The organism is Corallococcus sp. CA054B, from assembly GCF_003611625.1.
Lineage (GTDB): Bacteria > Myxococcota > Myxococcia > Myxococcales > Myxococcaceae > Corallococcus > Corallococcus coralloides.
In genome coordinates this window covers 1-18809 of sequence record NZ_RAVY01000188.1, presented here as the reverse complement: position 1 = coordinate 18809, position 18809 = coordinate 1, and the positions used below count along the sequence as shown (strand labels likewise).

Genomic DNA, 18809 nt, shown 5'->3' with positions numbered 1-18809 from the left:
GCGCGACTCGGTCTCCGCGCGCAGCCGGGCGTTCTCCGTCAGGGCCTGCGCCAGCTCCGAGCGGGTCTGCTCCAGCTGGATGCTGGCGTTGCGCTCCACCTCGGCGCGGGCCTTCACCAGGTCGTTCGAGCCCTTCTCGCCTTCCTTCTGCTCGAAGAGCTTCCGCTTGGTCTGCTTGAGCTGCTCCTTGACCTCCTGGAGCTGCGCGCGCTGCTCGTCCAGCTCCTTCTGCTTGCGCTGGACCTCCGATTCCGCCTTCGCGCGCGCCTTGCTCTCGGACTCCAGCTCGCCCCGGAACGACGGCGCGGAAGAGGAAGAAGAGAGCGAGGGACGGCCCGCGTTGGCACCAGCGCCGCTCTTGTCTCCGAAGAGCAGCAGACCGAGCGTCACGGCGAACCCGATCGATACGAGGATGAGTGCAACCAGCAAGGGAACGACCTCCACAGAAAGATGCAAAAAGCGGGGCAGCCTACCGCTGGGACATGGCGCGTCAAGGCTTCACTGGCAGGCAACCCGGCGGGCCCCACCCGCCGCGCTGGCCGGGTCGTGGCATCCGCCTGCATTCCGGCTCCCCGTCAGCGCCGTCCTGGGGCACGCTCGCGTCCCATGGCGCACCTGGAGCTGAAGCCGAAGCGGGACGTGTCGAGCTTCCGCAAGCTCGCCATTGGCAGCTGGGCGACCGCGTATGACCCCACGGTCTACGGCACCCTGACGGTTCGCATGGACGCCGCGCTCGCCTGGCTGGACGCCTTCCACCAGCGCACCGGCGTGCGGCTCACCGCGACCCACCTGGTCCTCAAGGCCATGGGCGAAGCGCTGCGCCGCTGTCCGGACGCCAATGCGCTCCTGCGCTACCAGCGCATCTACCTGCGTCAGCGGATCACCGTGTGCGCGGTGCTCCCCGGCGCGGATCAGCGCGGCCTCACGCCCGTGCGCATCGAGGACGTGGACCAGAAGTCCGTGCACGCGCTGGCGCTGGAGGTGGAGTCCACCGCGGCGCGCGTGCGCGAGGGCCGTGACGCCCAGGTGGAGCAGGGCCGGAGCCTGCTCAAGCGCGTGCCGCACCTGCTCCTGCACCGCTTCACCGGGCTCGTGTCGTTCCTCACGTACACGTTGAACGTGGATCCGTCGTGGCTCGGCCTGCCCAGGGATCCGTTCGGTGCCGCGGTGGTGGTGGACGTGGGCGAGCTGGGGCTGGAGACGGCGTACCTGCCGCTGGCGCCGTTCACCCGCGTGCCCATCTTCCTCGCGCCCGGCGCGGTGCGCGAGGTGGCGGTGGTGGAGGAGGGGAGGGTGGTGCCCGGACACGTGATGAACATCAACGCGTCCTTCGACCACCGCTTCCTCGACGGCTACCACGCGGGCGTCATCGCCAGCACGCTGCGCGAGATGCTGGAGCATCCGGAGGAGGCCTTCGGTCCGCTCCCGGCTCCATCGGCGGAATAGCCCGCTGTCAGCGGGGCTCGCGCACCCGCCGCCGCCGTACCGTCTCCGCGCCGCCCAGCGACTCCAGCACGGCCGCGAGTACCCGGCGTGTCTCGTCAATCACCTGCGCTCCCTGCGCGCGGCGGAAGCGGGTCTCGAGCTCCTGACGTAGGGCCCGCGTCGTGTCGACGGCGGCATGTCCCCGCTCGGACAATCGGATCCGCCGGGTCCGCGCGTCGTCGGAAGGCGCAGCCTCCACGATGCCTAGCTTCCGCAGCTCCCCGCATTGTCTCCCAGCGCAACTACGACTGCTTCCAGCCCTTCTGACCGTGCCGTCAGCGCTGTCCGCTCCCACGCGCGAAGCGTCCGGGAGGCTGGCCCACGCGCTTGCTGAACGCCGCGGTGAAGGTGCTCGCCGAGCTGTAGCCCACGCGCTCGGCCACCTCCGTGATGGAGAGCTCCTGGCCGCGAAGCAGTCCCCTGGCAACGGCCATCCGCCAGTCCAGCAGGTACTCCATGGGGGGCAGGCCCACGGTGCGCGTGAAGCGCTCGAAGAACACCGAGCGCGAGAGCGCCGCGCTCTTCGCGAGCTGCGCCACGGTCCACGGACGCGTGAGGTGGCGGTGCATCTGCCGGATGGCGGGTGCGAGCCGCGCGTCCGCCAGTCCGCGCAGGAGCCCCGGAGGTGTGTCACCACCCGGCGTGGACCGCAGCGCTTCGATGAGCAGCAGCTCCACGAGCCGCGTCAGCACGAGCTCGCGCCCCGAGCGCAGTTCGCTCGTCTCGTCGCGGACGAGCTGGACCAGCGTGGAGAGCCGCTCCACGCCGCGCACGTGCACCAGGACCGGGAGCAACGACACCATCAGGGCCGCGTCAGGCGAGTCGAAGACGAAGTAACCCCCGAGCAGGCGCACGTCCGGGCGGCCACCACGCCGGCCATGACGCACCTCCCCGGTGGGGGAAGGGGCCACCTTGGGGTCGACACGTTCGGGCGTCACCGGCTCGAAGCCAGAAATGGTGAAGCCCGGCGTCGCCGGCAGCAGCACGAAATCGCCCCCCTCGAGCGTGAGGGCCGGCTGTCCGTCGACGGCGAGCCGGCAGCGCCCTTCGAGCACGGCACAGAAGCTGGGCTGACCGAAGTCCGAGTAGCGAACACCCCATGCGCCCGCTCCGCTGATGCCCTTCGAGAAGATGGCCCTGGGCTGAAGCAGCGCGATGACTTCCGAAAGAGGGTCGGTCATGTCCGGACGCTAGCAAAAGAAACACGGACTCTCCGTAGTGGAGCGTCCTGAATGCCGCCGGTACCTTCAGAACATCAACGCCGCGCGAATCGCGGCCAAAGGAGGCGGCATGAAGACGGTGCTCATCACGGGGTGCTCTTCGGGTTATGGACTGGAGACGGCACGCCACTTTCACGCGCAGGGCTGGAACGTGGTCGCCACCATGCGAACGCCGCGGGAGGGTGTCCTCCCTTCCTCGGACCGGCTGCGCGTGGTGCCGCTCGACGTGACGAAGCCGGAGAGCATCGCCGCCGCGCTGGAGGCGAGCGGCCCCATCGACGTGCTCGTCAACAACGCGGGCATCGGGCTCATGGGCGCCTTCGAGGCCACGCCGATGGCCACGGTGCGTGAGGTGTTCGAGACCAACGTCTTCGGCGTCATGGCGATGACGCAGGCAGTGCTGCCGCGGCTTCGCGCCCGCGGGTCGGGCGTCATCGTGAACGTGACCTCCAGCGCGACGCTGGCCCCCATGCCGCTGGTGGCCGTCTACACCGCGAGCAAGGTGGCCATCGAAGGGTTCACGGAGTCGCTCGCCTTCGAACTCGAGGACTTCCACCTGCGCGTGAAGCTCGTCGAGCCGGGCTATTGCCCCGACACCCGCTTCACGAGCAACGGCACGCCCCGGATGGAGGGGCTGTTCCCCGAAGCGTACGCGCCCTTCGCCCAGCGCATCTTCGCCTCGCTCGGACAGCCCTCCGCGGTGACGCGCGAGTCCGACGTGGCCGAGGCCATCTGGCGTGCCGCGAACGACACCTCGAAGACGCTCCGCTTCCCCGCCGGGCCAGACGCGGTGGCGCTGGCCCGGTCGGCGTGAACCGCGGGGAACCGCTCAGTACGCGTACTCCCAGCCGCCACGGCCGCGGGTGCGCTGGCCCATCCGCGCGCTCATCTCGCGCAGCCGGCGCACGCGCTCCGGGATGGGCGGGTGCGTGGAGAACAGCGACATCACTCCTCCGTGGTGCAGCGGGTTGACGATGAACAGGTGCGACGTCGCGGGGGCCCGGTCATACGGCATGGCCTCCGCGCCGCGCTCCATCTTCAGGAGCGCGCTCGCCAGCGCATCCGGGTCGCCGCACAGCTCCGCGCCCGTGGCGTCCGCGCCGTACTCGCGCGAGCGGCTCACCGCCAGTTGGAGCAGCGTGGCCGCGATGGGCGCCACCAGCAGCAGGCCCAGGTTGGACAGCGCCCCGGCCACGCCACCGTCCCTGTCGTCGTCGCCGCGGCTGAGCATGCTGCCGCCGAACCAGAAGAGCATCTGCGCCGCGTAGCTGATGATGCCCGCGAGCGTCGCCGCCACCGTGCCGATGAGCGTGTCCCGGTTGCGCACGTGGCCAATCTCGTGCGCCAGCACGCCCTCCAGTTCACGCCGGTCCAGGATGTCCACGATGCCCGCCGTCACCGCGACGGCCGCGTGGCTCGGGTTGCGGCCCGTGGCGAACGCGTTCGGCTGCGCGGTGGGCAGGATGTAGACCTTCGGCTTCGGCATGCCCGCTCTCGCGGCCAGCCGCTCCACCATCTCGTGCAGCCAGGGCGCCTGCTCGTAGGACAGCGGCTGCGCGCCGTGGATGGCCAGCGCGATGCGGTCGCTGAACCAGTACGAGCCGAAGTTCATCACCACCGCGAAGAGGCCCGCCATCATCAGCCCCTGCGCGCCGCCCAGCCGCTGGCCGATGACGAGCACCAGGCCCGTCAAGCCCGCCAGCAGCACGGTCGTCTTCAATGCATTGCCCAGCCGGTGCCACCCGCCGCCCTTGAGCGCCGGGGCGGCCGGTCCTCGGGTTGTCATGTGGGGGTCACGCCGCGCCATGTTCCTCGTTCCGTGCCTTTCGCCCCGCCATGGGGGCCACACGAAACGTAAGCAGGAGCAAGGGGGCGTCAACGTAACGGGTCCAGGCTACCCCGGAGGCCCATGGCCCCGGCTGCCGCCCGTCCCAAAGGTAGTGCCGGCCTTAAAGATAGAAACGATCCGCCACGCCCGCCGTACGCTGAAGGATGGCGCTCCACCCGAGCCAGACGTCAATGCCACTGTCGCCCGCCTTCGACTCGCTCCCCAGGGCACCGAGCGAGCCCGTGCAGCCCGCCACCGTGCCCAGCCCGGACTCGCGCACGTGCTCGAGCAGCGCACGCACGGTGGGCATGCCGCGCGCCTCGAAGCGGTCCGCCACGTCCTCGCGGCCGGCGAAGTCCGGTTCGTCCAACCTGTCCAGGAGGAAGCGCTCCAGGGCCCACCAGAACAGGTACACCTCCACACGTCGTCCGGCCGCTGTCGCCGCCGCCGCGATGGAGAGCCCCTGGTGCACCCGGTCGTATTCGCCACTGTGCAGGAAGACGACGACCCTGTTGTCCGGCGTGCTCACGCGGTCGCTCATACCGTCCAGAAGCCAGCGCGTCCATCCACACCCGGGGGGCGACCGGTGGGGCCCTTTGGCTTGCACCTCGGCCCTGGCGCTTGGTAGGAACCTAACGACCTTCCAGGCTTACAGGTTTTTTGCAGCGACAGCGCGGGTGGCTTTCAGCGACATGGGCGACGAGACGACAGCCAGGCGGAAGGATGCCCACCTCGATCTGTGCGCGACCGGCGAGGTGGAACCGGCACAGAACTCCACACTGCTGGAGCACGTGCACCTCATCCACTGCGCCATGCCGGAGATGGCGGTGGAGGACGTGGACCTGTCCACGCCGTTTTTGGGCAAGCGCCTCCAGGCGCCGCTGCTCGTGACCGGGATGACGGGGGGCACGGACCGCGCGGGCGCGGTGAACCGGGACCTGGCGCTGCTCGCGGAGCGGCACGGCCTGGCCTTCGGCGTGGGCAGCCAGCGCGCCATGGCGGAACACCCCTCGCGCGCGGCGTCGTACGCGGTGCGCGACGTGGCGCCCACGGTGGCGCTCCTGGGCAACATCGGGCTGTACCAGGCCATTGGCCTGGGCGTGGACGGCGTGCGGCGGTTGATGGACGCCATTGGCGCGGACGGCATGGCGCTGCACCTCAACGCGGGCCAGGAGCTGACGCAGCCGGAAGGCGACCGCGACTTCCGCGGCGGCTACCGCGTGGTGGAGGAGCTGGCGCGCGCGATGGGCGACCGGCTGATGGTGAAGGAGACCGGGTGCGGCATTGGTCCGGACGTGGCGCGGCGCCTGGTGGAGCTGGGCGTGCGCAACGTGGACGTCTCCGGGCTGGGCGGCACGTCGTGGGTGCGCGTGGAGCAGCTTCGCGCGTCGGGCTCGCAGGCGCAGGTGGGTGAGGAGTTCAGCGGCTGGGGCATCCCCACCGCGGCGGCCATCGCCAGCGTGCGCAAGGCGGTGGGGCCGGAGGTCCGGCTCGTGGCCAGTGGCGGGGTGCGCGGCGGGCTGGAGTCCGCGAAGGTGCTCGCGCTGGGCGCGGACCTGGCGGGCATGGCGCTGCCGCTGTTCCGGGCCCAGCAGCAGGGTGGGCTGCTGGCCGCGGAGGAAGCGCTCAAGGTCATCCTCACGGGCCTGCGCCAGGCGCTGGTGCTGACGGGCAGCCGCACCGTCGCCCAGCTGCGGCAGCGGCCTCGCGTGGTGACCGGCGCGTTGAAGGATTGGTTGGCGGCGTTGTGATGCAGGGTGGATCCCAGGTTGGGAAGGAAGAACATGTCTGACACCGTGACGTCCCGGCTCGCCGGATTCCACAAGCTGCCCCTGGAGGAACGCCTGGCGCGCATTGGCCAGATGTTCCGGTTGACCGAGGCGGAGTTGGATCAGCTGCGCGGCGAGAGCGGCCTGGACCTGTCCATCGCCAACCAGATGATCGAAAACGCGGTGGGCACGTTCTCCCTGCCGCTGGGCCTGGGCCTGAACCTCAACGTCAACGGGCGCGACTACCTGGTGCCCATGGCGGTGGAGGAGCCCTCCGTCGTGGCGGCGGTGTCGTTCGCGTCGAAGATCGTCCGCGAGTCGGGCGGCTTCTACGCGGAGGCCGACGAGTCGATGATGATCGGCCAGGTGCAGGTCTCCAACTATGGAGACCCCGGCCGCGCGTCCGAGAAGATCCTGGATGCGAAGGATGAGATCCTCGCCCTGGCGAACAGCTTCCACCCGGCCATGGTGGCCCGCGGCGGTGGCGCGAAGGACGTGGAGGTGCGCCTGCTGCCCGCGCCGGAGGGGCCGCGCGGCGAGCCGTTGCTCATCGTCCACCTGCTCATCGACGCGCAGGAGGCGATGGGGGCGAACCTCATCAACACCATGGCGGAGGGCGTGGCGCCGCTCATCGAGCAGCTGACCGGCGGACGCGTGTACCTGCGCATCCTGTCGAACCTGGCGGACAAGCGGCTCGCGCGCGCCACGTGCCGCATCCCGCTGCCGCTCCTGGCGGACTTCGGCCTGCCGGGCGAGGTCATCGCCGAGGGCATCGCGCAGGCGAGCCGCTTCGCGGAAGCCGACCCGTACCGCGCCGCCACGCACAACAAGGGCGTGATGAACGGCATCGACGCGGTGGCCATCGCCACGGGGCAGGACTGGCGCTCCATCGAGGCCGGTGCCCACGCGTTCGCGTGCCGCAAGGGCCAGTACCGTCCGCTGTCCACCTGGTACCTGGAAGAGGGCCACCTGGTGGGCCGCATCGAGCTGCCGCTGGCGCTGGGCCTGGTGGGCGGTCCCATCAAGATCCACCCGGGCGCGCAGGTGGCGCTCAAGCTGATGCGCGCCACCAGCGTGCGCGAGCTGTCCATGGTGTTCGCGGCGGTGGGCCTGGCGCAGAACTTCGCGGCGCTCCGCGCCCTGGGCTCCGTGGGCATCCAGAAGGGCCACATGGCCATGCACGCGCGCAGCGTCGCCGTCACGGCGGGCGCGCGCGGTGGGGACGTGGAGAAGGTGGCCAACCTGCTGGTGAAGGCCGGGCACGTGAAGGTGGAGAAGGCGCGGGAAATCCTCGCGAACCTGCCGCCGGAGCCGCCCGCCGTCGCCACCCTCACCAACGGCTGACGTCCGCCCCCGGGCGCTCCCCTGACACAGGGAGCGCTTGACGGGGCAGGGTGGTGCGCGGAATGAAGGCGCCCGCCCCCTTCGCGTGCCTGGTGCCATGACTTCCGCAATGAATCCCCTGGTCGCCTTCGGTGCCGGCAAGGTCATCCTGCTGGGCGAGCACAGCGTGGTGTACGGCTACCCGGCCATCGCCGGTCCCCTGAGCATCGGCGTGGTGGCGCGCGGTGGGCCTTCGCGCTCGTGCGTGCTGGACGTGCCGGTGACGGCGGACGCGGCGCAGAAGCGGATGATGCGCAAGGCCTTCGCGCGGGCGGCGAAGCTCGTGGGCGAGCCGAAGGTGAGGGTGACGCTGGAGCCGCAGCTGCCCCTGTCCGCGGGGCTGGGCAGCTCCGCGGCGCTGGCGGTGGCCACGTCGCGCGTGCTGCTTCAGGCGGCGGGGCAGGAGCCCACGGCGAAGGCGACGGCGCGGCTGGCGTGGGAGATGGAGCAGGAGTTCCACGGCACGCCGTCCGGCGTGGACCACACCACCAGCGCGGAGGAGAAGCTCATCCTCTACCGGCGGGTGCAGGCGCCGGCGGGTGTCACGGGCCGCGCGCGCGAACTGAAGAGCCCGCGGCCCGTGTCCGTGGTGGTGGCGCTGGCGGGCGCGCGCAGTCCCACGAAGCTGACGGTGGGGGCGCTGCGCGAGCGGCAGGCGCGGTGGCCGGAGCGCTACAAGCGGCTCTTCGGCCAGGTGGGAAGGCTCGTCACCGAGGCGGCGAAGACGGTGGAGGCGGGCGACCTGGAGGGACTGGGGGACGCGATGAACGTCAACCAGGGCCTCCTGAACGCGCTGGGGCTGTCGTCACCAGCGCTGGAGGACATGGTGTTCCGGCTGCGCTCTCTGGGCGCGCTGGGGGCCAAATTCACGGGGGCAGGAGGTGACGGTGGCGCGGTCATCGGCCTCTTCCCAGAACCGGAGCCCGTGGTCGCGCGGTTGACGCGCGACGGCTTGCGCTGCTTCGCGAGTCAGCTCGCGGGGCCTCGGGTCCAGGGAGACATTCCATGAAGGCAACGGTCCGGGCGCATCCCAACATCGCGCTCGTGAAGTACTGGGGAAAACGCGACGAGGCGCTCATCCTCCCGCACCAGTCCAGCCTGTCGCTGACGCTGGCCCCCATCCACGTGACGACGACGGTGGAGTTCGGCGCGCCGTCGGACTCGGTGGAACTGCACGGCCACGTGGCCAGGGGCAGCGAGCGCGACCGCGTGCTGCGTCTCTTGGACGCGGTGCGAGTGCAGGCGGGGCGCGACCTGGGCCCCGCGAAGGTGGTGTCGCGCGGGGACTTCCCCATGGCGGCGGGCCTGGCCAGCAGCGCGGCGGGCTTCGCGGCGCTGGCGGTGGCGGGGCGCGCGGCGGCGGGGCTGCCCCAGGACACGCGGGCGTCCAGCATCCTGGCGCGGCGGGGCAGCGGCTCCGCGTGCCGCAGCGTGCAGGGCGGCTTCTGCGAGTGGATGCGCGGTGAGCGCGAGGACGGCGAGGACAGCTACGCCGTGCAGCGCTTCGACGCGGGCCACTGGGCGGACCTGCGCATGGTGGTGGCCATCCTCGACCGCGGCGAGAAAGAGGTGAAGTCGCGGGACGGGATGAAGAACACGGTGGAGACGAGCCCCTACTATCCGGCGTGGGTGAAGGACGCGGAGGCGGAGGTCCCTCGCGCCCGGGAGCTCATCGCGAAGAAGGACCTGGAGGCGCTGGGCGAGCTGTGCGAGCGCAACGCGTGGCGCATGCACTCCACCTCGCTCGCGGCGGATCCGCCGCTCTGCTACCTGAACTCGGCGACGCTGGGGCTCATCCAGCACCTGCGCGAGCAGCGAAAGAAGGGCGTGCCGGTGTGGTTCACGCTCGACGCGGGGCCGAACCCGGTGCTGCTGACCGACGCGGCCCACGAGGTCGCGGCGGAGGCCCTGGCCCGCGCCTGCGGAGCCGTGGACGTGGTGCGCTGCGTGCCCGGCGGTGACGCGACGCTGCTCACCGAGCACCTGTTCTGATGGACCGAGCGCTCTCCGCCCCGGGCAAGCTGTTCATCTCCGGCGAGTACGCCGTGCTGTGGGGCGGCGTGTCGCGCCTCGCGGCCGTGGCGCCACGCACGGCCGCCTATGTGCGCAGGCGCCAGGACTCGCGCGTGCACATCTGCCTGGAGGAGGGGACGCTCCAGGGCCTCACCACGCCCCGGGGCGTGAAGTGGGACCGGGAAGTGCCCGCCGGCTTCTCCTTCGTCGCCCGCACGCTGGATGAAGCCCTGCGCGCGCATGGCCGCGCGAGCGTGGGCTTCGACGTGGCGGTGGCTCCGGGCGCGCTCGGCCCGGGAGGCCACAAGCTGGGCATCGGCGGCAGCGCGTCCGCGACGGTGCTCGCCGCGGAGGCCGCGCGCTTCGTGCTGGAGGAGAAGTTCGACGTCCTCAAGCTCGCGCTCACCGCGCACACGCTGGGGCAGGGCGGCAAGGGCAGCGGCGGCGACGTGGCCACGAGCTTCGCCGGCGGTGCCGTGCGCTACCGGCGCTACGACATCACCGCGCTCGCGGACGCCGCCAACACCGGCCGCTTCAACGCCGCGCTCGCCGAGTCCCCGCCGGTGGACCTCTGGCGCATGCCCGTGCCGCGCGTGTCCATGCTCTACGCCTTCACCGGTGAGAGCGCGTCCACGAAGCTCCTCATCGGCCAGGTGGAGGCGCGCCTCGCGGAGGCGGGCCGCAAGGCCTTCGTGGAGCGCTCGGACGCGCTGGGGCATGCGATTGAGAACGGCCTGGGCGGCGGTGACTTCCGTGCCTTCGCCGAAGCCGTGAAGGCCCAGCACGCGCTGCTCCTGGAGCTGGGCCCGCTGGAGACCGAAGGCATGCGCCGCGTGCTGGCCATCGCCGCCTCCTACCACTGCGCGGGCAAGCTCTCCGGCGCGGGCGGCGGTGACGGCTGCATCCTCTTCGCCCCGGACGCCCAGGCGCGCGAAGCGCTGCGAGAGGGCCTGGAGTCGCGCGGCTTCCTCACGCTGACGCTGGATGTGGAGCAGGGCGTGCGCGGCGAGGCGCAGGTGGATGCGCGGCTTCGCGGCTGGGTGGACGCGCTCACGTGAAATTCCGCGCGGCGCGCGCCCGGGCCCGCCGTTAGAACATGTGACCGAACGTGATGTAGAAGCGCTGACGGCCCGTCTCGGTGGAGCGCGCGTAGTCCATGCGCACCACGGCCGCGCGGCGCGAGAAGCGCAGGCCGCCGCCGATGCCCGGGTGCCACTCATGCCACTTGCCGTCCGTCACGCCCGGATGCCACACGCGGCCCAGGTCCAGGAACACCACCGCGCCCAGCGCCAGCGGCTGCCCGAAGAAGGACATCCGCGCCGCCTGGAAGCGCAGCTCGGAGTTGCTGAACGCCTTCACGTTGCCCGCGAACCGGTTGCGCTCGATGCCGCGCACGCTGCTCATGCCGCCAATGCCCTCGGACACGTTGACGCCGCCCGTGGTCATCCACTCGAAGAACGGCACCTCCCCGAAGAGCATGTCCAGCGTGAGCCGCTGCGCGAAGATGAGCCGCGGGGTGATGCGGATGTAGCGGCGCTCGCTCAGCGTCACGCCCGCGTACTGGTAGCGGCTGAAGGTGGCCAGGCCCGACACGCGCAGCGCGATCTCCTCCACGCCGCCGGTCGTGGGGTCGGACTCGTCGTCGCGCGTGTCCCAGAGCGCGCCCGCGAGCAGCTGCCCGCTGGGCCCGCCCTCGATGCCGATGGGCTTCTCCTGCGCCAGGATGGACGTCGCGTAGGGTGACACGCTCGTGTAGCGCCAGCCGTAGCCCACGTACGACTGGAACGGGTGCTTCTCACCGAAGGGCCGCCCGCGCAGGCGCACCCAGAGGCCCGGCGAGCCCTTGTCGTAGTTGTAGCGCTCGTTGTCCACGTCACCCCGGAAGTCCGGGGCGGACAGGTTGCCCGCGCCGAAGAAGGGGCTGCTCTTCTCCTGGCGGTACTCCAGCCGTCCCTCCAAACGCAGGGGCCCCAGCAACTGCGGCCCGTCGTAACGGAGGTAATGATTCATGGCGCCGCGCGCGGTGAAGAACACCTGCGCGGACAGGGCATGCGCGTAGGGCGTCTTGCTGCCGTCGCCATAGAGGTACATGCCGCCGACAGCGCCGTAGCCGAAGCCCTGATCCGAGCTGAAGGACACGAGCGGCAGCGCGATGCCGTCCATCGTCGGCGTCCGCTTCACGGGCGCGACGCCGGGCGCAGTGCGGCCTGCCGCCACGGCGCTCAGCGACAGCAGCATGAAGAAGAGGAAGACGGCTGGAGCCAGCATCGAAACCCCGTGAAGCCCCGAGGGGGCGCATCGATTCCAGCCCGGGACAGGTGGCTCATCCGCCCGCCTGCTCTCCAAGAGAGCAGCACGGCCCCGGAAGCTCCTGTCCCCCTGAATGCCCATTTTGCCTTGGGGGATGGGGGAGCCGTCAACGTGCGCGAAAGTCTCAACGAGCTCGTCAGCGAGAATTCACGAAACTGGGCGAATACCCTCGTCCGGAGGATTGGTTCGAAAGTTCCGCCCGTGGCGGCGCGTCGGCCTCGGAACGCTCTGCTCGTCCACCTGGACGGTGTGCCCAAGGCGCTCCTCGACGAGGCCATCGTCACAGGGCGCATGCCCTTTGTTTCACAGCTGGTCCGCTCTGGCGCGTATCACCTGGAGAACGCATTCTGGGGAGCGCCCACGTCCACGCCGTTCTTCCAGGCGGGGCTGCTCTACGGGCTGCAACACCCGAACCTGCCGGGCTACAGCTGGTACGACCGGGCGCTCGGCCGCAAGGTGCAGATGAACAGCCCGGGCGACGCGATGGCCATCGACGCGCGCCTGCGAGGCCACGGCCGTACGAGCCTCCTGGATCACGGCGGCCACACGTACTTCTCGCTCTTCCACGCGGGCGCCATGAACCGCATGTGCATGAGCACGCTGTCGAGCTTCAAGCTGATGGCGCGCTCGTTCGCGTACGAGATTGAGGGCCTGGGGTCGGCGCGCACGAAGAGCGCGTGGAACTTCCTGCGTTCCTTCGGCATGGAGTCCTGGCAGGCCATGCGCGAGGTGCGCCAGTGGGCGCGCGCCGTCAACGACTGGCGCCACGAGCAGGGCTTCCTCGTGAGCCGCATCCTCCTCCAGCGGTTGGGCTGGAGCTTCGCGTACACCAAGTCCCTGGTGGACATGGTGCGCGGCGTGCCGCTCATCTACCTGGTCTACGGCAACTACGATGAGGTGGCCCACCGCCGAGGCCCGCGCTCGGAGCTGGCGATGCAGGAGCTGCACCGGGTGGACGCGTCGCTGGCGGAGCTGTTCGCCGTGGCCCGCGCCGCGCCGGAGCCCTACGACGTCATCCTCCTGTCGGACCACGGCCACGTGGACAGCCTGCCGCTGGAGCAGCGCCAGGGCCGCCGTCTGGAGGCCGTCCTCTTCGAGGGCGAGGTGCCTCCGCTGAAGGACGACGTGCGCCGCGGCCTGCTGGATGGGCGCCAGCCTCCGGCGCCCGACACCGCCGCGCGCGAGCCCTTCATCCCGGTGGTGGTGGAGGCCGGCAACTTCGCCCACATCTACCTGAGCGGCCGTCCCGCGCCGCTGGAGGCGCGCGAGCTGCTGGCGCGGCACCCGGAGGTGCTGGCGCGGGCCACGAACAACCCGGACATCGGCATGGTGGCGATGCGCCGGGGCGCGGAGGCGGTGGTGGTGATGGGCGGGGGCGTCTACGGCCCGGAGAACCTGGACCGCGCGCCGCTCACCACCGAGTACAGCAAGCGCGCCGTGGCGGACTTCCTCCACGGGCTGCCGCGCATGGACACCGCGGGGGACCTGGTCCTCTTCGGTGAAGCCGTCCAGAAGGGCGGCACGGTGGGCTTCGCGTGGGAGTTCGGCTCGCACGGCGGCCTGACGCGCGTGGAGTCCGACAGCCTGGTGATGTGGCCCGCGAACGGCCCGGTGGACCTGTCCGGCCTGAGCCACTGCGCGCGGCTGCACGAGCGCCTGGCGGAGGCCTACCTGGACACCGGCTCACCGCGGATTCTCCATTGAAACCGAGGAAGGGGAGGACCATGCGGCTTCCCAACGCCGGTGGACGCACGTGGCTCAAGGTGCTGGGCGGGGTGGTGGGGCTCGTCCTGTCCCTGCTGCTGCTCTCCACCGCGTTCTTCAAGTGGAACCTGAGCGGATCCGGGGACCTGCTGACGCCGCGCTTCCCCCTGGACAAGTTCGTCCGCGACCTGCCGGGCCACCTGGTGTGGCTGGTGCCGTTCATGCTGCTGCAGGCGTCGCTGGTGCCGCTGCGGGCGGTGCAGTGGCAGGCCACGCTGCGCAGGCCCATCCCGTTCAAGGACCGCTTCCAGCTGGTGGGCATTGGCGTGTTCGTCCACAACGCGCTGCCGGGGAAGCTGGGCGAGGTGACGCGCTCCTTCCTCCTGTCGCGCACGCACAACATCCCCTTCATCCGGAGCCTGGGCTCCGTGGGCGTGTGCAAGCTGATGGAGTTCGCCTGCCTGATGCTGCTGGTGGCCCTGTCCTTCCTGGGCCCCTTCGGCGAGACCATGGCCCACTTCCGGACGGAGCTGCACGTGGCGCTGTCGCTGTGCATCGGCCTCGTCGCCCTGGTGGTGCTGCTGGCCCACTGGGCGGCGCCCCTGGGCCGCTGGCTGCACCAGCGTCACACCATGCCCCGCGTGGACAGCTTCCTGAACCACGTGGGCGAGGGCCTGGGCACCGCGCGCTCCTTCAATGGCATGGCGAAGGTGTTCTTCTTCTCCGTCTTCCCGGTGTTCGCCTCCGCGCTGGCGTACGGCCTGGCGCTGCATGGCGTCCACATCCCCGGGGGCCTCTTCGCGGGCGCCGTGGTGCTGGGCGCCATCTCCCTGGGGCAGTCGCTGCCGGGCGTCCCGGCGGGCATGGGCATCTACTACTTCGTCACCAGCTGGGCGGCGCGCGCGCTGGGCTCCAACCCGGAGGACGCGGCGGCCTTCGCCACGCTCACCCACCTGGGCACCGTCATCAGCCAGGTGGCCGTGGGTGCCTGGTGCGTGCACCGCTCCAAGCTGCGGATCCGCGACCTGCGCAAGGGCGGCCGGCTGGCCAACGCCGCCGCGCACCACGTGGCACACGAAGCCGTGGAGCCCGCGCCGCCCTGAGCGGGAAAAACAAAAAGGGCCCCGACTTGTGGTCGGGGCCCTTCTTTACCGCAGTGCCCAGGAGAGGACTCGAACCTCCATGCCCTTGCAGGCGCTAGACCCTGAATCTAGTGTGTCTACCAATTCCACCACCTGGGCAGGTGGCTCGCGGTGCCTCGCGGCGCCGTGATGGGCGAGACGTATAGAGAACCTCCCCCGCCCGGTCAACACCCTTTTTTCCGCCTACTTCTTCAGCGGCCAGCGGCCCTCGGACTCGAGCTTCCGGCGGATGGCCGGGTTCTCATCCATGAAGGCGACCAGGGACTCCTCGGTGATCTCCACCGTGACGTCCTCGCCGCCGACCTCCGTCTGGCAGGACAGGCGGGAGTACGGCCGGACGTCGAAGCCCATGTCCAGGCGGTCCATCTCGTCGTCCCGCTGCTCGCTCAGCGAGTCCAGGCCCTTGCGGACCCAGACATGGCAGGTGGAGCACCCGCACACGCCGCCACAGCTGTGGCCCACCTGGGCCTCGCCCTTCTCGGCGGCGTCCAGCAGGGTGGTGCCCGGGGGCACGTCCACGGCGACCTCGGCCAGGGGGCTCTTGAAGGTGACCTTGGGCACGGCTCAGTACTCCTCCACGGAATGGCCGGACACCACCTGGGTGATGGCGCGGTTCATGACCCGTTCAATGAACGCCCGGGACGCCTCGTCCAGCGCGTGCAGGGCCTCCTTCACGGCCAGGTAGTCCTTGCCCTGCGCCGCTTCGCGCACGCGGGCCATGGCGGCCTGGATGGCCTCCGGCTCGCCGGCCTGGAGCAGCCCAGCGTTCTCGCGCAGCTGGCGGTCGGCCTCGGAGAGGACGCGCTCGGCCTCCACCTGCTGCTCGCGCAGCTGGCGGGCCTGGATGTCGTCCTCCGCGAAGTCGATGGAGTCGAGGAGCATCTTTTCAATCTCCTCCTCCGACAGGCCGTGGCTGGGCTTCACGGTGATGGCCTGCGCCACGCCGGTGCTCTGCTCCTTGGCGGTAACGGACAGGATGCCGTCCGCGTCCACCTGGAAGCGCACCTCCACGCGGGCCATGCCGGCCGCCATGGAGGGGATGCCGGAGAGGGTGAAGCGCGCGAGGCTGCGGTTGTCCTGCACCAGCTCGCGCTCGCCCTGCACCACGTGCACGTCCAGGCCCGTCTGGCCGTCCTTGAACGTGGTGAACACCTGCGCCGCCGCCGTGGGGATGGTGGAGTTGCGCGGAATGAGCTTCTCCGTGATGCCGCCCATCGTCTCCAGGCCCAGCGACAGGGGGATGACGTCCAGCAGCAGCACCTCGTCCTGGCGGTCGCCGTCGGTGAGGAGGCTCGCCTGGACCGCGGCGCCCAGCGCCACGACCTGATCCGGATCGATATCGCCCAGGGGCTCGCGGCCGAACAGCTCCGCCACGAAGCGGCGCACCGCGGGCACTCGCGTGGAGCCGCCCACCAGGATGACGCCGTCCACCTCGCCCGCCGCCACGCCCGCGTCCTTCAGGGCCCGCCGGCACACCGCGCCCGTCTTCGCCACGAGCGGCTGGATCCACGCCTCGAAGTCCGCGCGGGACACCGGCTGGGAGTGGCCCTCCACGCTGAGAACGACTTCCGCCGCGTCGGTGAGCGCTTCCTTCGCCTTGCGAGCGGCGACCATCAGCTCCGCCACCTGCGCGGGAGTGGGGGTCTGGACGCCCCGCTTCTGGAGCACGTGCTGCGCGATGGCGCGGTCGAAGTCGTCGCCGCCCAGCGCGGAGTCACCGCCGGTGGACTTCACCTCGAAGACGCCGTCCTCCAGCTTGAGGATGGAGATGTCGAACGTGCCGCCGCCCAGGTCGTAGACGGCGAACATCCCCTGGCTGCCCTTGTCCAGGCCGTACGCCAGCGCGGCGGCGGTGGGCTCGTTGAGCAGGCGCAGGACTTCCAGTCCCGCGAGCTTCCCCGCGTCGCGGGTGGCCTGTCGCTGGGCGTCGTCGAAGTAGGCAGGCACGGTGATGACGGCCTGCTCCACCTTGCCGGAGAAGTGCGCCTCCGCGCGGCGCTTCAGGGAGCGGAGAATCTCACCGGACACCTCGATGGGCGTCACCGGCTGGCCACCGGCCACGTTGAAGCGGACCACGTTGGCGCCGGGGGCGAAGTCGTAGTGGCCCAGCTTGCGCGTCTCCGGGTCGTCCGGGCTGCGGCCCATGAAGCGCTTCACCGACACGATGGTGTCCGTGGGGGCCTCGGCCGCGAGCTTCCGAGCGCGAACGCCCACCACCACGCCGCCGTCCCTGCCGTAGTGCACGACCGACGGGAGCAAGAGCGAGTCGCCCTCGTCCACCGGAACGCACCGGGGCTTGCCCTGGGACACGGACGCCACCAGCGAGTGGGTGGTGCCCAGGTCGATGCCCACCACGTGGCCCTTCGGCTTGAGCGGGTCGTGGATCTGCAGATAGCCGTTGTTGCTCACGCGAGCACCTCCTCCTCGAACGCGTCCACCTGCTCGAGGAAGCGCGTGAAGTAGCGCACCCGCCCCAGCGCGTGCGATGCCTTTCTCACCCCGTCCGGAGAATCCCCTGCGCCCTCCAGCGTGCCGAGCGACGCCACGGCCTCCTGGAGCGCCGCCGCCTTGCGGCCCGCCACGTCCTTCGCCATGGCCTGGGCCCCGGGCAGGTCCTTCGCCGCGATGGCTTCATCCAACGCCTCGCGCAGCTCCATGACCTCCTCCAGGAACTCCAGGGGCATGTCCTTCTGGGCGCCCGCGTCCTCGCGGTCCAGGTCCACACCGTGGAGCTTGAGCAGGTAGAAGGCGCGGCGCACCGGGTCCTTCAGCGTCTTGAAGGCCTCGTTGAGGGCGGTGGTGCTCTCCACGGCGGCCAGGCGCGCCTTCGCGTCACCGGGGCCGACGCGGTCCGGGTGCAGCTGGAGCGACAGCTCCCGGTACTGCTTCTCCAGGGCCGGCACGTCCACGGCGTGGGAGCGGGGCAGCCCGAACACGTCGAAGTGGGTCCTCACGGTGCGCACATCCTCACGGGGGAAACGAAAAAGGGGCCCGGCACCGGGCCGGACCCCTGCTGCCCGCTCCCTGACCGACGGGGCGGGCGGGAAGGCCGCTGCAAGCTTCAGATGGAGAAGCTCTCTCCACAGCCGCAGGCGGCCTTGACGTTGGGATTGTTCAGCTTGAAGCCGGACGCCATCAGCGTCTGCTCGAACACCAGCTCCGTGCCGATGAGGTACAGGTAGCTCTTCGGATCCACGAAGACGCGGACGCCGTCGCGCTCGAACACCTTGTCGCGCTCGCGGGACTTCTCCGACCACTCCATGGAGTACTGGAGGCCGGAGCACCCGCCGCCCTTCACGGCGATGCGCAGGCCGGCGTCCGGCGTCTGCCGTTCCGCCAGCAACTGCTTGAGGCGCGCCACCGCGCTGTCCGCCAGGCCAATGCCCTTGGGGGCCGGCTTGGGGGGCGTCTGAGGGGCCTGGGTCGTCTGGGCCTGCTCGTTCATGGGGTCGTCCTCAATCCTGGAAGAGGTGCCGTGCGGGGCTTCAGGCCTGCCGCGACGCGCGCTTCTTCTTGAAGTCTTCGATGGCCGCCTTGATGGCGTCCTCGGCCAGCACGGAGCAGTGGATCTTCACCGGGGGCAGCGCCAGCTCCCGGGCCACGTCCTTGTTGGAGATGGTCATGGCCTGATCCACCGTCTTGCCCTTCACCCACTCGGTGACGAGCGAGCTGGACGCGATGGCGGAGCCGCAGCCGAAGGTCTTGAACCGCGCGTCCTCAATCACGCCCGAGTCGCTGATCTTCAGCTGGAGGCGCATCACGTCGCCGCAAGCGGGGGCGCCCACGAGGCCGGTGCCGACGTTCGGGTCGTTCTTGTCGAGCGTCCCCACGTTGCGGGGGTTCTCGTAGTGCTCGATGACCTTCTCGCTGTAAGCCATGCGTCTAACGCTCCTTCATCCAACGCTTGAACTGATGCGCCATCCGGGCAACCGATGCGCGGCCGGGCGGGCGGGGG

18 protein-coding genes, 1 tRNA gene and 1 pseudogene are annotated in these 18809 nt (G+C 70.7%); 9 read left to right on the top strand and 11 right to left on the bottom strand.

The features are described from left to right. Positions 1 to 429 (bottom strand): annotated as a pseudogene (locus D7V80_RS32680) (cell envelope biogenesis protein TolA); the annotation flags it as partial. Between the two features lie 177 nt (positions 430 to 606). Here D7V80_RS32680 and D7V80_RS32675 point away from each other — a divergent pair. Beyond that, positions 607 to 1446 carry a 2-oxo acid dehydrogenase subunit E2 gene (locus tag D7V80_RS32675; protein ID WP_120591841.1) on the top strand — a complete coding sequence of 280 codons (840 nt, stop codon included), beginning with the start codon at positions 607 to 609 and terminating at the stop codon, positions 1444 to 1446. A 314-nt stretch (positions 1447 to 1760) separates the two neighbouring features. Here the strand turns inward: D7V80_RS32675 and D7V80_RS32665 are convergent, their stop codons facing one another. Further along, entirely contained in the window at positions 1761 to 2666 is a 906-nt protein-coding gene (locus D7V80_RS32665; protein ID WP_120591839.1) for an AraC family transcriptional regulator, read from the bottom strand. Between the two features lie 109 nt (positions 2667 to 2775). On the opposite strand from D7V80_RS32665, the gene D7V80_RS32660 reads away from it, so the two are divergent. Further along, positions 2776 to 3519 (top strand): SDR family oxidoreductase, encoded by a 744-nt coding sequence (locus D7V80_RS32660; RefSeq protein ID WP_120591838.1) that lies wholly within the window; start codon positions 2776 to 2778, stop codon positions 3517 to 3519. A 15-nt stretch (positions 3520 to 3534) separates the two neighbouring features. Here the strand turns inward: D7V80_RS32660 and D7V80_RS32655 are convergent, their stop codons facing one another. Both D7V80_RS32655 and D7V80_RS32650 read right to left on the bottom strand, forming a co-directional pair. Beyond that, positions 3535 to 4491 (bottom strand): zinc metalloprotease HtpX, encoded by a 957-nt coding sequence (locus tag D7V80_RS32655; protein ID WP_120591837.1) that lies wholly within the window; start codon positions 4489 to 4491, stop codon positions 3535 to 3537. 163 nt (positions 4492 to 4654) lie between these two features. After that, positions 4655 to 5074: a hypothetical protein gene (locus D7V80_RS32650; protein ID WP_120591836.1), complete on the bottom strand. Its 420-nt coding sequence runs from the start codon at positions 5072 to 5074 to the stop codon at positions 4655 to 4657. 151 nt (positions 5075 to 5225) lie between these two features. On the opposite strand from D7V80_RS32650, the gene fni reads away from it, so the two are divergent. The 5 genes from fni to D7V80_RS32625 all read left to right on the top strand — a co-directional run bounded on the left by fni (position 5226) and on the right by D7V80_RS32625 (position 10756). Beyond that, positions 5226 to 6284, top strand: coding sequence for a type 2 isopentenyl-diphosphate Delta-isomerase (fni, locus tag D7V80_RS32645; RefSeq protein ID WP_120591835.1), 1059 nt, complete (start codon positions 5226 to 5228; stop codon positions 6282 to 6284). A 33-nt stretch (positions 6285 to 6317) separates the two neighbouring features. Then, positions 6318 to 7646 (top strand): hydroxymethylglutaryl-CoA reductase, degradative, encoded by a 1329-nt coding sequence (locus D7V80_RS32640; RefSeq protein ID WP_120591834.1) that lies wholly within the window; start codon positions 6318 to 6320, stop codon positions 7644 to 7646. Between the two features lie 109 nt (positions 7647 to 7755). Continuing rightward, positions 7756 to 8694, top strand: coding sequence for a mevalonate kinase (gene mvk, locus D7V80_RS32635; RefSeq protein ID WP_120591833.1), 939 nt, complete (start codon positions 7756 to 7758; stop codon positions 8692 to 8694). Further along, positions 8691 to 9677 carry a diphosphomevalonate decarboxylase gene (gene mvaD / locus D7V80_RS32630; RefSeq protein WP_120591832.1) on the top strand — a complete coding sequence of 329 codons (987 nt, stop codon included), beginning with the start codon at positions 8691 to 8693 and terminating at the stop codon, positions 9675 to 9677. The genes mvk and mvaD overlap by 4 nt, the downstream gene beginning before the upstream one ends. Beyond that, complete coding sequence (locus D7V80_RS32625; protein WP_120591831.1) at positions 9677 to 10756, top strand: mevalonate kinase; 1080 nt, start codon at positions 9677 to 9679, stop codon at positions 10754 to 10756. Before mvaD ends, D7V80_RS32625 begins: the two co-directional genes overlap by 1 nt. A 31-nt stretch (positions 10757 to 10787) precedes the next feature. Here the strand turns inward: D7V80_RS32625 and D7V80_RS32620 are convergent, their stop codons facing one another. After that, positions 10788 to 11966, bottom strand: a complete 1179-nt coding sequence (locus D7V80_RS32620) for a BamA/TamA family outer membrane protein (protein WP_120591830.1) — start codon at positions 11964 to 11966, stop codon at positions 10788 to 10790. Between the two features lie 153 nt (positions 11967 to 12119). Between D7V80_RS32620 and D7V80_RS32615 the strand changes: the two genes are divergently transcribed. Together D7V80_RS32615 and D7V80_RS32610 are read left to right on the top strand one after the other, a co-directional pair. Continuing rightward, the gene (locus tag D7V80_RS32615; RefSeq protein WP_120591843.1) at positions 12120 to 13712 is read left to right on the top strand and encodes an alkaline phosphatase family protein; all 1593 of its coding nucleotides are present in this window, start codon (positions 12120 to 12122) and stop codon (positions 13710 to 13712) included. 20 nt (positions 13713 to 13732) lie between these two features. Next, positions 13733 to 14815 carry a lysylphosphatidylglycerol synthase transmembrane domain-containing protein gene (locus D7V80_RS32610; protein ID WP_120591829.1) on the top strand — a complete coding sequence of 361 codons (1083 nt, stop codon included), beginning with the start codon at positions 13733 to 13735 and terminating at the stop codon, positions 14813 to 14815. Between the two features lie 54 nt (positions 14816 to 14869). Here D7V80_RS32610 and D7V80_RS32605 read toward each other — a convergent pair. The 6 genes from D7V80_RS32605 to iscU all read right to left on the bottom strand — a co-directional run bounded on the left by D7V80_RS32605 (position 14870) and on the right by iscU (position 18732). After that, positions 14870 to 14953, bottom strand: a tRNA-Leu gene (locus D7V80_RS32605). A gap of 84 nt (positions 14954 to 15037) precedes the next feature. Then, positions 15038 to 15415 (bottom strand): 2Fe-2S iron-sulfur cluster-binding protein, encoded by a 378-nt coding sequence (locus D7V80_RS32600; RefSeq protein ID WP_014395282.1) that lies wholly within the window; start codon positions 15413 to 15415, stop codon positions 15038 to 15040. Positions 15416 to 15418: 3 nt separating this feature from the next. Next, the gene (hscA, locus tag D7V80_RS32595; RefSeq protein ID WP_120591828.1) at positions 15419 to 17263 is read right to left on the bottom strand and encodes a Fe-S protein assembly chaperone HscA; all 1845 of its coding nucleotides are present in this window, start codon (positions 17261 to 17263) and stop codon (positions 15419 to 15421) included. Then, a complete protein-coding gene (gene hscB / locus D7V80_RS32590) occupies positions 17260 to 17808 on the bottom strand; it encodes a Fe-S protein assembly co-chaperone HscB (protein ID WP_120591842.1) in 549 nt (182 codons plus the stop codon). The genes hscA and hscB overlap by 4 nt, the downstream gene beginning before the upstream one ends. Before the next feature lie 107 nt (positions 17809 to 17915). Beyond that, positions 17916 to 18299 (bottom strand): iron-sulfur cluster assembly accessory protein, encoded by a 384-nt coding sequence (locus D7V80_RS32585; RefSeq protein ID WP_120591827.1) that lies wholly within the window; start codon positions 18297 to 18299, stop codon positions 17916 to 17918. 40 nt (positions 18300 to 18339) lie between these two features. After that, entirely contained in the window at positions 18340 to 18732 is a 393-nt protein-coding gene (gene iscU, locus D7V80_RS32580) for a Fe-S cluster assembly scaffold IscU (protein ID WP_120553652.1), read from the bottom strand. Between the last annotated feature and the right edge of the window lie 77 nt (positions 18733 to 18809).

Coding starts and splice junctions, on each gene's coding strand:
- D7V80_RS32675 (WP_120591841.1), top strand. CDS start 607: ATGGCGCACCTGGAGCTGAAGCCGAAGCGGGACGTGTCGAGCTTCCGC.
- D7V80_RS32665 (WP_120591839.1), bottom strand. CDS start 2,666: ATGACCGACCCTCTTTCGGAAGTCATCGCGCTGCTTCAGCCCAGGGCC.
- D7V80_RS32660 (WP_120591838.1), top strand. CDS start 2,776: ATGAAGACGGTGCTCATCACGGGGTGCTCTTCGGGTTATGGACTGGAG.
- D7V80_RS32655 (WP_120591837.1), bottom strand. CDS start 4,491: ATGACAACCCGAGGACCGGCCGCCCCGGCGCTCAAGGGCGGCGGGTGG.
- D7V80_RS32650 (WP_120591836.1), bottom strand. CDS start 5,074: ATGAGCGACCGCGTGAGCACGCCGGACAACAGGGTCGTCGTCTTCCTG.
- fni (WP_120591835.1), top strand. CDS start 5,226: ATGGGCGACGAGACGACAGCCAGGCGGAAGGATGCCCACCTCGATCTG.
- D7V80_RS32640 (WP_120591834.1), top strand. CDS start 6,318: ATGTCTGACACCGTGACGTCCCGGCTCGCCGGATTCCACAAGCTGCCC.
- mvk (WP_120591833.1), top strand. CDS start 7,756: ATGAATCCCCTGGTCGCCTTCGGTGCCGGCAAGGTCATCCTGCTGGGC.
- mvaD (WP_120591832.1), top strand. CDS start 8,691: ATGAAGGCAACGGTCCGGGCGCATCCCAACATCGCGCTCGTGAAGTAC.
- D7V80_RS32625 (WP_120591831.1), top strand. CDS start 9,677: ATGGACCGAGCGCTCTCCGCCCCGGGCAAGCTGTTCATCTCCGGCGAG.
- D7V80_RS32620 (WP_120591830.1), bottom strand. CDS start 11,966: ATGCTGGCTCCAGCCGTCTTCCTCTTCTTCATGCTGCTGTCGCTGAGC.
- D7V80_RS32610 (WP_120591829.1), top strand. CDS start 13,733: ATGCGGCTTCCCAACGCCGGTGGACGCACGTGGCTCAAGGTGCTGGGC.
- D7V80_RS32585 (WP_120591827.1), bottom strand. CDS start 18,299: ATGAACGAGCAGGCCCAGACGACCCAGGCCCCTCAGACGCCCCCCAAG.
- iscU (WP_120553652.1), bottom strand. CDS start 18,732: ATGGCTTACAGCGAGAAGGTCATCGAGCACTACGAGAACCCCCGCAAC.